Source organism: Anoxybacillus pushchinoensis (assembly GCF_900111795.1).
Classification (GTDB): Bacteria; Bacillota; Bacilli; order Bacillales; family Anoxybacillaceae; genus Anoxybacillus; species Anoxybacillus pushchinoensis.
This window is the reverse complement of sequence record NZ_FOJQ01000051.1, coordinates 1-14,551: the sequence shown is the minus strand read 5'-3', so window position 1 is coordinate 14,551 and position 14,551 is coordinate 1. Positions and strand designations below refer to the sequence as shown.

General features: G+C 43.6%; 14 protein-coding genes and 2 pseudogenes. All 16 read right to left on the bottom strand.

Translation table 11 applies throughout. From position 1 onward, the window contains the following. Positions 1-74: 74 nt before the first annotated feature. A complete protein-coding gene (locus tag BM213_RS11835) occupies positions 75-350 on the bottom strand; it encodes an IreB family regulatory phosphoprotein (protein WP_091704411.1) in 276 nt (91 codons plus the stop codon). Between the two features lie 83 nt (positions 351-433). Further along, positions 434-3,067, bottom strand: a complete 2,634-nt coding sequence (gene alaS / locus BM213_RS11830) for an alanine--tRNA ligase (RefSeq protein ID WP_091704409.1) — start codon at positions 3,065-3,067, stop codon at positions 434-436. Between the two features lie 307 nt (positions 3,068-3,374). Continuing rightward, entirely contained in the window at positions 3,375-4,439 is a 1,065-nt protein-coding gene (locus BM213_RS11825) for an AI-2E family transporter (protein WP_091704406.1), read from the bottom strand. A 90-nt stretch (positions 4,440-4,529) separates the two neighbouring features. Continuing rightward, the gene (locus tag BM213_RS11820; protein WP_006320530.1) at positions 4,530-4,670 is read right to left on the bottom strand and encodes a YrzQ family protein; all 141 of its coding nucleotides are present in this window, start codon (positions 4,668-4,670) and stop codon (positions 4,530-4,532) included. Between the two features lie 10 nt (positions 4,671-4,680). Next, positions 4,681-4,872 (bottom strand): hypothetical protein, encoded by a 192-nt coding sequence (locus tag BM213_RS11815; RefSeq protein WP_003396198.1) that lies wholly within the window; start codon positions 4,870-4,872, stop codon positions 4,681-4,683. Positions 4,873-4,975: 103 nt separating this feature from the next. Continuing rightward, a complete protein-coding gene (gene recD2, locus BM213_RS11810; protein ID WP_091704403.1) occupies positions 4,976-7,324 on the bottom strand; it encodes an SF1B family DNA helicase RecD2 in 2,349 nt (782 codons plus the stop codon). A gap of 18 nt (positions 7,325-7,342) precedes the next feature. After that, positions 7,343-7,999, bottom strand: a complete 657-nt coding sequence (locus BM213_RS11805) for a tetratricopeptide repeat protein (protein ID WP_091704400.1) — start codon at positions 7,997-7,999, stop codon at positions 7,343-7,345. A gap of 62 nt (positions 8,000-8,061) precedes the next feature. Further along, complete coding sequence (mnmA, locus tag BM213_RS11800) at positions 8,062-9,159, bottom strand: tRNA 2-thiouridine(34) synthase MnmA (protein WP_091704398.1); 1,098 nt, start codon at positions 9,157-9,159, stop codon at positions 8,062-8,064. 14 nt (positions 9,160-9,173) lie between these two features. Then, positions 9,174-10,319 carry a cysteine desulfurase family protein gene (locus tag BM213_RS11795; RefSeq protein WP_091704395.1) on the bottom strand — a complete coding sequence of 382 codons (1,146 nt, stop codon included), beginning with the start codon at positions 10,317-10,319 and terminating at the stop codon, positions 9,174-9,176. Positions 10,320-10,334: 15 nt separating this feature from the next. Next, entirely contained in the window at positions 10,335-10,751 is a 417-nt protein-coding gene (gene cymR, locus BM213_RS11790) for a cysteine metabolism transcriptional regulator CymR (RefSeq protein ID WP_091704392.1), read from the bottom strand. Positions 10,752-10,824: 73 nt separating this feature from the next. After that, a complete protein-coding gene (locus BM213_RS11785; RefSeq protein ID WP_091704390.1) occupies positions 10,825-12,105 on the bottom strand; it encodes a replication-associated recombination protein A in 1,281 nt (426 codons plus the stop codon). A gap of 12 nt (positions 12,106-12,117) precedes the next feature. Then, positions 12,118-12,927 (bottom strand): TetR/AcrR family transcriptional regulator, encoded by an 810-nt coding sequence (locus BM213_RS11780; protein WP_091704387.1) that lies wholly within the window; start codon positions 12,925-12,927, stop codon positions 12,118-12,120. A 79-nt stretch (positions 12,928-13,006) separates the two neighbouring features. Continuing rightward, positions 13,007-13,165, bottom strand: a pseudogene (locus BM213_RS14535) (efflux RND transporter permease subunit); the annotation flags it as partial. Between the two features lie 2 nt (positions 13,166-13,167). After that, positions 13,168-13,361, bottom strand: a pseudogene (locus BM213_RS11775) (transposase); the annotation flags it as partial. An 86-nt stretch (positions 13,362-13,447) separates the two neighbouring features. Beyond that, on the bottom strand, positions 13,448-14,212 hold the full coding sequence (locus tag BM213_RS11770; RefSeq protein ID WP_091704385.1) for a tRNA threonylcarbamoyladenosine dehydratase: 765 nt from the start codon (positions 14,210-14,212) through the stop codon (positions 13,448-13,450). Between the two features lie 147 nt (positions 14,213-14,359). Then, positions 14,360-14,551: zinc ribbon domain-containing protein (locus BM213_RS11765; protein ID WP_143091200.1), on the bottom strand; the 192-nt coding region annotated here is incomplete at its 5' end.

Here is a 14,551-nt window from a genome sequence, read left to right as displayed (position 1 = left end):
TGTCATGACATCTATAACGTAGGCTCTGTTTCAAGCCTTGGTCTGGTCAACATGGGGCTTACAAGCCCATGACTTTAGTCATTGGGTTGTTGACGATGTGTTCGCAAATAAGATTTCACTAATTCTTCAATTAATTCGTCGCGATCGACTTTGCGAATCAAGTTTCTGGCATCTTTATGACGCGGGATGTAAGCTGGATCACCAGACAATAAATAGCCGACAATTTGGTTAATCGGATTATACCCTTTTTCCTGCAATGCGTCGTATACGGTAAGCAACACTTCCCGAACGTCGACGTCCATCGGTTCTTCTGGGAAGTTAAATTGCATCGTGTTATCAAACGATCCCACCGTTCTTTTGCACCCCACTCTCACGTTCCATGAAATCTGGTATATCCATCCTTACATCCATTGTACACGATTTCCATCGTTTATTAAACAGATTTTACCCATTGTTCGACAAATTTAAGTGCTTCGTCTACTTTATTCGCATCTTTTCCACCTGCTTGCGCCATATCCGCTCGGCCACCGCCACCGCCGCCGCAACGCGTCGCCACTTCTTTAATGAGCTTTCCTGCGTGATAGCCGCGGTCGATTAAATCGTCTGTTACACCAGCAATTAAGTTTACTTTATTTTGTTGTACAGAAGCAAGTACAATGATTGCCGATCCTAATTTTTGTTTTAAATCGTCGACCATCGCACGCAAGCCATTCATATCTACGTTATTCACTTTGTTTGCGACAAGTCGAATGCCGTTTACTTCTTTCGCCTCGTTTACTAAGTTTTCTGCTTCCATATGGCTTAAACGGGCAGAAAGCGATTCGTTTTCTCTCTGTAATTCACGCATATCGTTCATTAACGTATCGATGCGCGTTAATACGTCTTTCGGGTTCGTTTTTAGTTTTTCCGCTGCTTCTTTCAATAATGCAATTTGATCGTTCATTAAACGATACGCCGCTTTTCCTGTCACCGCTTCAATGCGTCGTGTACCAGCGCCAATACCGGACTCTGAAACGATTTTAAATAAACCGATTTCGGCTGTATTTTTGACGTGGCAGCCGCCGCAAAGTTCTAAACTATAATCGCCTACTTGTACCACGCGTACAATGTCGCCATATTTTTCTCCAAATAACGCCATCGCTCCCATCGCTTTTGCTTCATCAAGCGGTTTATATTCAATCGCAACAGGGAGATTGCGCCAAATTTGCTCGTTAACGATCGCTTCAATTTGCTCAAGTTCTTCTTGTTTCACTTGCCCAAAATGAGTGAAGTCAAACCGTAAACGATCAGGCGCAACGAGTGAGCCTGCTTGGTTGACATGCACGCCAAGCACATCTTTTAATGCTTGATGCAACAAATGCGTTGCTGTATGGTTTTTTACAATATCGACGCGCGCAGCTTCATCGACACGCGCTGTATACGTGCCGTTCGTTTGAATGGTGCCATGTTCAACGACAATATGATGTAAATGTTGACCGTTTGGCGCTTTTTGCACGTCTTTCACGTATGCCTTTCCTGTTTCCCCTTCAATCCAGCCGCGGTCGGCAATTTGTCCACCGCTTTCTGCATAAAACGGCGTTTCACGTAAAATCACTTGCGCCTCTTGCCCTTCGCTTACTTCGCTTACAAGTTGACCGTCTTTGACGATCACTTCAACAACAGACGAAACAGAAAGCTGGTCATAGCCGACAAACGTGCTTTCTACTTTAATGTCGCCTAATACGCCGCCTTGTACTTGCATCGAATCGACATCTTGACGAGCTGCACGTGCGCGCTCGCGTTGACGTTCCATCTCGCGTTCAAAGCCGTCATGGTCAATTTTCATTCCTTCTTCCGCCGCGTACTCTTCCGTTAATTCAACAGGAAAACCGTACGTATCGTACAAGCGGAATACGTCTTCGCCGCTAATCGTATCGCTGCCGCGTTCTTTTTCTTTTTCAATGACGCTCGCTAAAATCGCCAATCCTTCATTTAACGTTTCATGGAATCGCTCTTCTTCGTTTTTAACCACTTTTTGAATAAACGCAGCCTTTTCTTTCACTTCAGGGTAATAATCAACCATAATTTCACCAACAACGGGAACGAGTTCGTACATAAACGGACGTTGAATGTTTAGTCGTTTCGCATAGCGCACGGCACGGCGCAACAAACGGCGCAACACGTACCCGCGTCCTTCGTTTGACGGGAGCGCCCCATCGCCAATCGCAAACGTAACAGTACGAATATGGTCAGCAATTACTTTAAATGCTACGTCTTTTTCTGCATCGGTGCGATACGTCTCACCTGAAATTTGTTCTGTTGCACGAATGATCGGTATAAATAAATCCGTATCAAAGTTCGTCGGTACGTCTTGTAAAATGGAGCACATCCGCTCGAGTCCCATACCTGTATCAATATTTTTCTTCGGCAGCGGCGTGTACGTGCCATCTGGATTATGGTTAAATTGCGAAAAGACGAGGTTCCATACTTCTAAATAACGTTCATTTTCCCCACCGGGATATAATTCTGGGTCGTTCGGGTCGTTGCCAAATTGTTCACCGCGATCATAAAAAATTTCTGTATTCGGTCCACTCGGCCCTTCCCCAATATCCCAAAAGTTTCCTTCTAACCGAATGATTCGCTCTTCCGGCAGCCCGATTTCGTTATGCCAAATATCGAACGCTTCTTCATCTTCCGGGTGAATCGTCACAGAAAGCCGGTCTGGGTCAAAACCGATCCATTTTTCACTCGTTAGAAACTCCCATGCCCAATGAATCGCTTCCCGTTTAAAATAGTCGCCGACAGAAAAGTTTCCGAGCATTTCAAAAAACGTATGATGGCGCGCCGTTTTTCCGACGTTTTCGATATCGTTTGTGCGAATCGACTTTTGCGCGTTGCAAATGCGCGGGTTGTCTGGAATAACGCGGCCATCAAAATATTTTTTTAACGTCGCTACGCCGCTATTGATCCATAAGAGCGATGGATCGTCAATCGGGACGAGCGATGCGCTCGGCTCAACCGCGTGACCTTTTTCTTTAAAAAAGTCTAAAAACATTTGACGTACTTGAGCAGATGTCAGCTTTTTCACGTTTCCTTCCTCCCTTAGAAATATAAAAAGCTCCCATCCCTGCTCAGGGACGAGAGCTTGCTCGCGGTACCACCCTGTTTATGGACAGACGTCCATCACCTCAACCGCCGTAACGTGGCTTCGTCGGCAGGGTTTGCCTGCACTCAGGATTAGCGTTCTGTTACCCTTCATCTGGAATTTCTTTCAGCCGCGGAAATTCCTCTCTGTGCGCCAAAAGCGCGTTAAGATGGACTGTAACATACTCGATCCTTCATCGCTTTTTTATGTATTACTCTTGTGAAAATTATAGACAAGCCCCTTTTTTTTGTCAATGTGCCATCGTTTTCAACGAGCGAATGTGGGTGAATGTCGCCTTCGCAATGGCAACGATAGGGACGGCAACAATTAAACCGAGCACCCCTCCAACTTCTCCACCGACAAATAAAGAAAACATGATGATAAGTGGATGTAAATGTAAACTTTTCCCGACGATAAGCGGAGATAAAATGTTTCCTTCAATAAACTGCAAAACAAAGATGATGCCGACAGTAAGAAGCAACATGTTCATCGATACCGTCGCAGCAATGATGGCCGCTGGAATGGCACCAATGATCGGGCCGAAATATGGGATGACGTTCGTCACACCGACAATGATGCCGAGCAAAAGCGGATATTTCATGCCGATGAGCCAAAACGAAATCGTGGCAGCTGTCCCAATGAGCAAGCATACGAACAATTGCCCCCGAATATACCCGCCGAGCGTTTTATCAACGTCGCGCAAAAATTGAACACCTTTTTTGCGCCATTTGTTCGGAGTTAGCTCCCATGCTGTTTTTTTAATAAGTTCGACATCTTTTAACATGTAAAAAGCGATAAACGGGATAATAAGAAAGACAATGAGACGATTAATCCACTGTTTTAACCCGATAATCGTGCCTGTCACCGCTTCGCTAATAAACGATTCCGCTTCTGTTATCAACGCTTCAACCCATTTATGCACATCGTAAGGCCATGTCGCCGTCTCTTCGTGAATAGTCGTTGTCCACTGTTCATACGTGCGCACAAACATCGGCAAACTTTTATTCAAGTCTTCTAGCTGAGCAATAAATAGCGGTGTACCTTTGTAAATAGCGAAGCCGACTCCCCCAAAAAATAACGCATAAATAAAAAGAATCGCTAACGCCCTCGGCATGCCACGCCGATGAATAGATTCGACGACTGGATGAAGCAAATACGTAATAAACGCGGCGATGAGAAACGGTGTAATTAATTTGATCAACATATGTAGAAATGGTAGCCATACGTTCTTTAATTTCACAACGAAATAAATCAAAATGACAACGAGCAACATTTTCGTTACGCGAACAAAAAAGTGGATATGCGGATGTTCCAAAACAATCCCTCCCTTACTTATATAGTGTGAAAATAAAAGGGAGATGTTATACAACAAAACGGCACCCTATAAGCAGGATGCCGTTTGTTGTTACATAAATGGGCGCAACATTTGTTTGCCGACTTTCCTCACATTGCGCATATTCATGCCGCCGTTTCGTTGTGCTAATTGGTAGGCAGCAACCCCCGCACCGATCGCAATTAAAGAAGCGATTGTTCGATTCATCGTCATTCTCCTTTCATTACGAAGACAAAGTTCGTTCTTGTTCACTAAATAAATCGTCGAGCGAGCTGAGCGTCCCATCTTCTTCTACTTGATGCGTATAAATCATCCCTTTTTGAACGGTTAGTTCAATAAAACAATTCCAGCAATAATACTGATTCGCTCCTATTTTCCCTAAATCTTTACTTTGGCAATTCGGACACTTTAACATAAAAAGGCACGCTCCTTTTTATTTTTTCTTCTATCATTGGCATTTTTTTACGAAAACATACGTTCAATTCAGAAGAGAAGCGTGCCCATGTTTGTGTCCATCGTTATGTTATGTCATTTTCCATGAAGTCATACGGGGTAACACCTTCCATTCCGATGTTTGCATCTTCCATCGGAAGCAACGACTGTTCAGGCGAAATGATTGCTATTAATTTGTCATATAACGTCGTTTGTCTCGTTCCATCATCTGTTCGCATCACCCCGAGCTGGAACGCTTCTTCTTCGCCACATAAAATTAAGTATTGTTTACTGCGCGTCACTGCTGTGTATAATAAATTGCGCCGAAGCATACGATAATAACTTTTTACAACCGGCAAAATGACGATCGGAAATTCGCTCCCTTGCGATTTATGAATCGAACAACAATAAGCATGCGTAATTTGGTGCAGTTCTTGTTTCGGATATGTTACTTCATTTCCATCGAACGAAACGACAACAAGGTCTTGTTTTTCTACATTTTCGTTGGCGTAAAAAATCGCAACAATTTCTCCAATGTCGCCGTTAAAAACATTTTCATCTGGCTGATTAACAAGTTGTAGCACTTTATCACCGACGCGATATGTTACATCGCCGAAAACAAGTTCTCGCTTTTGTTCATCTTTTGGGTTAAACAGTTGTTGCAACGTCTCATTGAGCCGATCAATTCCTGCATGTCCACGATACATTGGCGCAAGCACTTGTACATCTTTTGCGCGATACCCTTTTTGCTTCGCATTTTCAGCAACTTTTTTTACTACGTCTACAACTTGTCCACCTGTGCATCGAATGAATGAACGGTCCTTTTGCGGCAAAGTCAAATCATCTGGAATATGCCCATCTTTCATCGCATGGGCAAGTGAAATAATTGATGAACCTTCCGCTTGGCGATAAATATTTGTTAATCGAACGGTCGGAATGACGTTTGCGCGAAGTAAATCTTTTAACACTTGTCCAGGACCAACAGATGGGAGCTGGTCTTCATCTCCGACAAAAATGACTTGCATAGACGATGGGACGCACTTCAACAATTGATTAGCTAACCACGTATCAACCATCGACATTTCGTCAACGATAAGCAGCTTGCCGCGAATCGGCTCATTTTCATCGCGTTGAAATCCTTCCCCGCTCCAACCGAGTAAACGATGAATCGTCATCGCCGGCAAACCGGTAGATTCCGTCATACGCTTTGCTGCTCGTCCAGTTGGAGCAGCTAGCAAAATCGGAAACGGTTCATCCGCATCATAGCTCGCTGGATCAAGCGACAGTCCGTGCAATTTCGCAAACAAATGTACGATACCTTTAATAACCGTCGTTTTTCCCGTTCCCGGTCCGCCTGTCAAAATAAATAATGGGGAACAAATCGCTTGTTGAATCGCTTCCTTTTGCTTTTGGGAATATTGTATGTTTGCTTCTTCTTCCCATTCCCCGAGCGCCAGCAAAAATTCCGCTTCAGAAAATGTCACCATATCCGATTGTTGCAACAACCGTTTAACGTTTGACACAATGCCCTTTTCAGCAAAATAGAGGGAAGGAATATAAAAACGATCTTCTTCCATAATTAACTTCCCTTCTTCGGACAAATGAATTATTTCACGGGAAATGCATGCAACGTCAATTTGTTCTTCACGTTTCGCTTCTAACAGTCGTTTTACTTCATCGAGCACTTGTTCATACGTCATATATACGTGACCTTCTTGCATACAATGTTGTTCCATGACATATAAACAGCCGGCGCGAATGCGCTCTGGGTGATTGCCAGAAATGCCAAGCTGCAACCCGAGATCGTCAGCGCGCCCAAACCCGATTCCTTCAACATCTTCAACAAGTTGATACGGGTTAGTACGGATGACTTGAAGCGTTTCATCTTTGTACACTTGATAAATTTTCATCGATAATTGCGGACCGAAGCCAAATTGCGACAGCGCAATCATAATTTGTTCTAACCCTTCATGTTCTCGCAACGTTTCGTATAGTTGCTTCGCCTTCGCTTTCGTCAACTTCGGCACATTGTCAAGCACGTCGGGATCTTCTAATATTTTAGAAATAGCACGCTCCCCTAACGTTTCCACGATCGCCGCCGCTGTTTTTTTACCGATTCCTTTAAACAGCCCACCAGATAAATATTGAATGACGCCTTCTTTCGTTTCTGGAAACTCTTTTCGAAAATGGTCAACAACATATTGTTTTCCAAAGCGCGGATGTTCTTTAAACGAGCCGAAAAACGTGTACGTATCATACTCGATAAGCAAAGGGAAATAGCCTGTTACAACAACATCCTTTTCTATATGCGCCTCGTTTGTTTCTTCGACGCGTACACGAATGACGGAATATAAATTGTCTTCGTTATGGAAAATGGTACCGATATGGACGCCTTTAATAAACGACCGTCCGTCTAGGTCTAACTGTTGTTGCAACGCCCTCTCCCCCTTTTCTTACTGTAGCGCTCGTTCCATTAACTTTTTCCCGTGACCAGCTAACAAATGATCAGGTTGAATCGCAAGCGCCTTTTCAAACATCGTATGCGCCGTTTGTGGATCGTCTTTGTACGCATAGGCAACGCCTAAATTATAATACGCATCGGCATGCTCGTCGTTTAGTTGAATTGTTCGTTCGAAATGTATCATCGCTTCATCGACAAACTGCAATTGCGCTAAGCAAAGTCCGAGTTGAAACGTCGCTTCCACGTCGCGCTCGTTTAATTCCACCGCCCGTTGCAAATACGGCATCGCCAAGCGCGGTTGCTCTAAATACATAAGCGACATACCGAGCATAAAAAATACATCGCCGTCCGTTAAACCGGCTTGAATGGCACGTTCAAACTGCTCTTTCGCCCGTTCGAACTGTTGGCGATTGTAATAAATCGATCCGAGCCCGTAATACGCCGTTGCCGCTTTTTCATCAAGTTCAAGCGCTTTATGAAAAAAACGAATCGCTTTGTCTTCTTCCCCAACCGCCGCCAGTACGTTCCCAAAATTAATGTAGCCGACAGCGTCGTTCGGTTGCTTTTCAATTGCTTCGTGAAAGCATTTGACTGCTTCTTCATACTTTCCTTGCTGCATATATTTAATTCCTTGCGCGTTGTAATCCATCTTTCTCACCTCATATGAATATTATAACAAAAAAACCTTCAACTCGTCTGTCGAGTTGAAGGTTAGCCAACGTACGTGAGCTGTTTTCCGTCGCGGAACACTTGATCAATCGTACCGCCACCGAGACATCGTTCGCCGTCATAAAAAACGACGGCTTGTCCCGGCGTTACTGCGCGAACACGTTGGCTAAATGAGACACGGGCTGTCGTCTCATCGATCATTTCTACTGTAACAGGTACATCCGGCTGGCGATAACGAAATTTCGCTGTGCACGAAACTTGTCCGCTCGGCCGTCGATCACTTACCCAGTTTACGCCCGTCGCAATGATTTCATCCGAATAAAGAAGTTCATTATCAAATCCTTGTGCCACGTATAAAATATTTTCTTTTACATTTTTTCCAACGACAAACCACGGCTCGCCGCTTCCGCCGATACCAAGTCCATGACGTTGTCCGATCGTATAGTACATCAATCCGTCATGCGTTCCTTTTACTTCCCCATCGAGCGTTTGCATGCTGCCCGGCTGCGCTGGTAAGTAATTGCTTAAAAATTGTTTAAAATTGCGCTCGCCGATAAAACAAATGCCTGTACTATCTTTTTTCCCTGCTGTCGCAAGCCCTGCTTCTTTCGCAATTTCACGCACTTGTGCTTTTTGTAGCTCCCCAATTGGAAAAAGCACTTTCGATAATTGGGTTTGTCCGAGCTGGTTTAAAAAGTACGTTTGATCTTTATTGGCATCCAACCCGCGCAACAGTTCATACTCCCCATCGCGATAAGCGACGCGCGCATAATGACCTGTCGCTAAATAATCTGCACCAAGCGCCATCGCATGTTCTAAAAATGCTTTAAATTTAATTTCTTTGTTGCACATCACATCTGGATTTGGCGTACGCCCCGCTCTATATTCATCTAAAAAGTACGTAAACACTTTTTCCCAATATTGCTTTTCAAAGTTGACTGCATAGTACGGAATGCCAATTTGATGACAAACACGTACAACATCTTCATAATCTTCCGTCGCAGTACATACACCGTTTTCATCTGTATCGTCCCAGTTTTTCATAAAAATACCGATAACATCGTACCCTTGTTGTTTCAATAAAAGGGCAGCAACGGACGAATCGACTCCTCCTGACATTCCAACAACTACTCTTGCCATTTTTCTCCCTCCTTTCACGCTTTCGTTAGTCTTTTTACAATTTTTGATATTTCTTGTGCGGCACGTTCTATTTGTTCTAACGTATTCCCGTATCCGAAGCTAAAACGAACGGATGAACGAATGCGATCCGACTCACTTCCGTACATCGCCACGAGCACATGGGACGGATCAATCGAACCGGCCGTACACGCGGAACCGCTTGATGCCGCAATGCCAGCTAAATCTAAATTAACAAGCAACGCTTCCACATTTGTCCCGAAAAAAGCGACGTTTAATACGTGCGGCAAGCGAGACGTTTCATGACCATTGATGGCGTAACGAATCCCTTCTCGTTCAAATGTGTTTACCATCACATGTTGAAACTGTTCATACAACATTCGCTTTTCGGCCATCGTTTGTTGAGCGATTTCAGCTGCTTTTTGCAATCCGACAATGCCTGGTACGTTTTCTGTCCCTGCACGTCGCTTCCGTTCTTGTTCTCCACCATATATGTGTGGGGTAAGGCGAACGCCTTCGCGCGCATATAAACATCCTACACCTTTTGGTCCATTAATTTTATGGCCAGACAGAGAAAGTAAGTCAATGTTCATCTCATTGACGTCAATCGGAACGAGCCCGTACGCTTGCACAGCATCCGTATGAAAATATGCCCCATGTTCACGAAGCAAGTGACCGATTTCGTTAATCGGCTGCAACACACCTGTTTCGTTATTTCCGAACATAATGGATACAATGATCGTATCATCACGCAAAGCACGTTTCACTTGCTCGACCGAAACCGTTCCATGTTCATCCACAGGTAAATACGTCACATCAAATCCTTGTTTTTGTAAATATTTGCACGTATTTAATACAGCATGGTGTTCTACAGACGTTGTAACAATATGACGACCTTTTTCACGATTTGCCATCGCCACGCCGATGATCGCTAAATTGTCTGCTTCTGTTCCGCCGCTCGTAAAAATGATTTCGTTCGCCTTTGCTCCAATCGTTTTCGCTATCGTCTCTCGCGCCTCATCAAGCGCGCGTCGACTATCACGGCCAAATGAATGAATGCTTGACGGGTTGCCAAAAAACGTCGTCATATACGGAATCATCGCCTCTATCACTTGCGGATGAACAGGAGACGTCGCTGCGTGATCTAAATAAATGCGCTCCAAATACATTCTCCTTTCTTAAATATAAAACATATATGCACCGCCATCGTCTTCCGTATGGCTCGCTAAGTCTTCGAGCGTCGTGCTATCTAGCACTCCTTTTACCGCATCGCGAATGCGCATCCACAATTCGCGTTTCGCTGGCTCTTCATCTTCTAGTCCTTCAACGACTTGAAGCGGTCCTTCCAACACACGAATAACATCGCCCGCAGTAATTTTTGATGGTTCATCTGCTAAAATGTAACCGCCATACGCTCCACGAACGCTTTTCACTAAACCGGCGTTTCGCAACGGGGAAATGAGCTGTTCTAAATAATGTTCCGATAAATTGTTCATTTGTGCAATCGATTTTAACGAAATCGGCCCCTCTCCATACCGCTTGGCCAACTCAATCATAATTGTTAAGCCGTATCGGCCTTTCGTAGATATTTTCAAACTGATCATCCCCTCATCCACTGTCAAGAGAAACACAAGCCATTATAACATAAAAATGCGTCGCAAAGAAACGTTACTGCTTCTTCCGTTCGTTTAACCGCTCATATATATGGGCAAGCTGTTTTTCTTCGCCGCTTTGCTTTGGTTTGTAATATTGCATCCCGATTAAGTCATCTGGCAAATATTGCTGCTCTACCCAGCTATACGGATGATCGTGCGGATATTTATATCCTATTCCGCGACCAAGACGTTTAGCGCCGTCATAATGAGCATCTTGCAAATGAAGCGGAATCGATTGTCCTTTTCCGTTTCGCACATCTATAAGCGCTTGATCGATCGCTTTATAGGCGCTATTTGATTTCGGTGATAAACACATGTCAATCGTCACGACTGAAAGCGGAATGCGTGCTTCTGGCATACCGAGACGCTCTGCGGCTTCGATCGCGCTCATCACCTTCACACCGATTAGTGGATTGGCTAATCCAATATCTTCATAAGCAATGACTGCAAGGCGACGGCAAACAGCGGTAAGATCGCCACCTTCAAGAAGCCTTGCTAAATAGTGAAGCGAAGCATCTACGTCACTGCCACGAATACTTTTTTGAAAAGCGGAAAGTAAAGAATAATACGTATCCCCTTGTTTATCATACGTTAGCCCCTTATTTTCTACACAAAACGAGACGGTTTGTATATCGACGATAGCGCGTTGATCTCCTTGTTTTGTCGCATACACCGCTTCTTCTAACATCGTTAATGCCGCGCGCGCATCACCGTTTGCTCCTTCTGCAATGATAGCAAGCGCTTCATCACTTATATCAATATGCCAACTTCCAAGCCCGCGCTTTCGATCACGGAGGGCTCGACGTAATAACTCTATCGTTTGTTCTTTTGTCAAAGGATGCAGCTGTTTGATTTGCCCTAAACGACTACGAACAGCTGGATTGATGGAATGAAACGGATTTTCTGTCGTTGCACCAATGAGGGTAATCAAACCGCTTTCGACATGTGGTAATAAATAATCTTGTTGCGCTTTTGTGAAACGATGAATTTCATCAATAAATAAAATAACGTTGCCTTCAAAGCGAGCATCCGCCACTATTTCTTCCATTTCTTTTTTTCCTGCCGTCGTCGCATTGAGCATATAAAACGGACGTTGTACCGTTCCAGCGATCGCATAAGCAAGCGATGTTTTCCCGACGCCAGGCGGTCCGTAAAGCAATAACGATGGCACATAACCATTTTTAATCATTCGATATAGCGCTGTATGTGAACCGATCACATCGTCTTGTCCGATGACTTCATCAATCGTACGCGGGCGCATACGATAAGCAAGCGGCTCTTGAGCAAATAACATCGTTTTCTCACCTCACAATGCTAACGCTGCACGTAAGGCAGGAACAAATTGGCGCATATGACTTTGTTGTAAATATAAAAGAAACGCATCAACAATCGCTTTTCTCGGGTCATCCTGTTGTATTTCTGTTTTTAACTGTTTGAGTAGCTCCACAATATGATGATCGCCTGCTTCTTCAATCATCTCCTCAATAAGCGCAAGGGCACGTGTTTTTTCTGCTTGGGCATCGTGGCTTAGCAACGGCATGTCGTGCTGTAAACTATCGACAAGCGCATCAAGCCGCTCGATTAAAAAAGGGGCTAATCGTTGAAAAGGAAACGACTTTTGTTCAAACAGAGCAAAAAATAAATATTCTTTTAACATGCCATTTAACATAATGGCACAATCAAGCACATACGGACGAATACGTTCCCCGTATACATCGATAAGTGATTGAACGTACCAGTCAAATAAATGGGAACGAATGCGCAAAACAAGCGCGTGAACGTCTTCACTAACTTTTTGTGCATGATCGCCCATATGCATTTGTACAATTTCTTTATGCTGTTCAAACGCTTCAATTTGCAAAGATAGTTGTTTTAAAAATTTTTCACGTGCCGTTAATGAATGGTCTGACGCAATGCGAGCGAATTGCTGAAACAAATGATCGTAATGATATTGAAAAATCGATAAAACAATTTCCTCTTTTGATTTAAAGTAGTTGTATAATGATCCTTTGGCTAACTGACTATGTTCAGCAATTTCTTGCATCGTTGTCGCATGATATCCTTTTTCAGCAAATAGTTTCATTGCGACTTCAATAATTTGCTCTTTTCTGCTCATGAGACCCCATCCTTACTGTTCGTTTCTCGTTTTATTATAACACAACAGGCTGACCGAATTTCAGCCAGCCTGTCTCCAATTATGCTTGTCGTTCTTTTTTCGCTTGTCGGAAGAAAAATAGTTCGTATACAACAGGAACGAGAATTAACGTCAATAACGTTGATGACGTCAATCCACCAATGACCGTAATCGCTAACCCTTTAGAAATAAGCGTACCGGACGACTCCGTCAGCGCGAGTGTTTTGCCTTTCCTCGTTTTTCCTCTAGACCTTGTATTCCTTCCTGTTCATAGTATTTAACCCATCGACGTACCATGGAATGATCAATCCCTAATTCTTTAGCTACTGTTTTGTAGCCCATGCCCTCTTTTAAATATATAAATCCACTGCTTTCTTTTTAAACTTTACATCATATGTTTTTCGTATTTTCCCCATAGAAAAATCCCCTCCATAGTAGACAGATTAATTGTCTTTCTTTTTTCTGTCTACTATAAGGGGATCATATCACTCCTCCCTTGCACTTATTGTTGATCAACACGTTGAATTGGAATATCTTTTAATAATTGTTGTACGACGTGCGCCGCCATAATGAGACCTGCGACAGATGGAACAAACGCATTCGATGAAGGTGGCATTTTTGCCTTACGAATGGTTGCCTCATCATTTCCTACTTCCTTTCGCACGTCTTCGCGAATGACAATTGGAACTTCATCCGAGAAAACAACGGTGATGCCTTTTTTAATTCCTTCTTTTCGTAAACGGGTGCGAATCACTTTTGCAATCGGATCCGTATGCGTTTTTGAAATGTCAGCGATGCGAAAACGGGTCGGATCCATTTTATTTGCCGCACCCATGCTCGAGATGATCGGAATGTTGCGCACTAAACATTGTTTCATTAAGTGAATTTTATATGAAATCGTATCCGATGCATCAATGACGTAGTCGATGTCATAAGAAAAAATTTGCTCATACGTCTCTTCTGTATAAAACATTTTTAACGCAATAACTTCACACGCTGGATTAATGTCAGCGATGCGCTCTTTCATCACTTCTACTTTCGGACGACCGACAGTAGATAATAGCGCATGAATTTGTCTGTTCACATTTGTAATGTCAATATCGTCTTTATCGATTAAAATGAGACGTCCAACCCCTGAACGAGCAAGCGCCTCAACCGCAAACGATCCGACACCTCCAATGCCAAGAACGGCCACTGTGCTTTCGCTTAATTTTTTTAAACCTTCTTTCCCGATTGCGAGTTCATTGCGAGAAAATTGATGTAACATGTTGTTCCTCCCATATGTAAGTCTGTGAACCTCCCACGGCTAAAGTCGCGGGCTTCTCACTTCGCAGTGAGAATTTCCTGCTTCATCGTCCTCGCAACCTACTAACTCCACAGGCGTATGATTCCGACAGTTCCTGCCGTACGATATTTATGCAAATAAACCTAATTCTTTTAAGCCTTGTTGTAGTATATTTTTTTCAGCGTTCTCGTCTCTTTGATGAATCGTACCACAATGATCGCAAACCCATTCTCTTATGGATAATAACTTTACTTTTTTGTTTACACACCCACACGCTGAACAAGTTTGCGATGATGCAAACCATCTGCTTATTTTATGATA

Excerpts from the sequence above, each read along its gene's own strand:
- BM213_RS11770 (WP_091704385.1), bottom strand. The coding sequence starts at position 14,212 with ATGTTACATCAATTTTCTCGCAATGAACTCGCAATCGGGAAAGAAGGT.
- BM213_RS11815 (WP_003396198.1), bottom strand. The coding sequence starts at position 4,872 with ATGTTAAAGTGTCCGAATTGCCAAAGTAAAGATTTAGGGAAAATAGGA.
- BM213_RS11805 (WP_091704400.1), bottom strand. The coding sequence starts at position 7,999 with ATGGATTACAACGCGCAAGGAATTAAATATATGCAGCAAGGAAAGTAT.
- BM213_RS11820 (WP_006320530.1), bottom strand. The coding sequence starts at position 4,670 with ATGACGATGAATCGAACAATCGCTTCTTTAATTGCGATCGGTGCGGGG.
- BM213_RS11780 (WP_091704387.1), bottom strand. The coding sequence starts at position 12,927 with ATGAGCAGAAAAGAGCAAATTATTGAAGTCGCAATGAAACTATTTGCT.
- BM213_RS11785 (WP_091704390.1), bottom strand. The coding sequence starts at position 12,105 with ATGTTATTTGCTCAAGAGCCGCTTGCTTATCGTATGCGCCCGCGTACG.
- mnmA (WP_091704398.1), bottom strand. The coding sequence starts at position 9,159 with ATGGCAAGAGTAGTTGTTGGAATGTCAGGAGGAGTCGATTCGTCCGTT.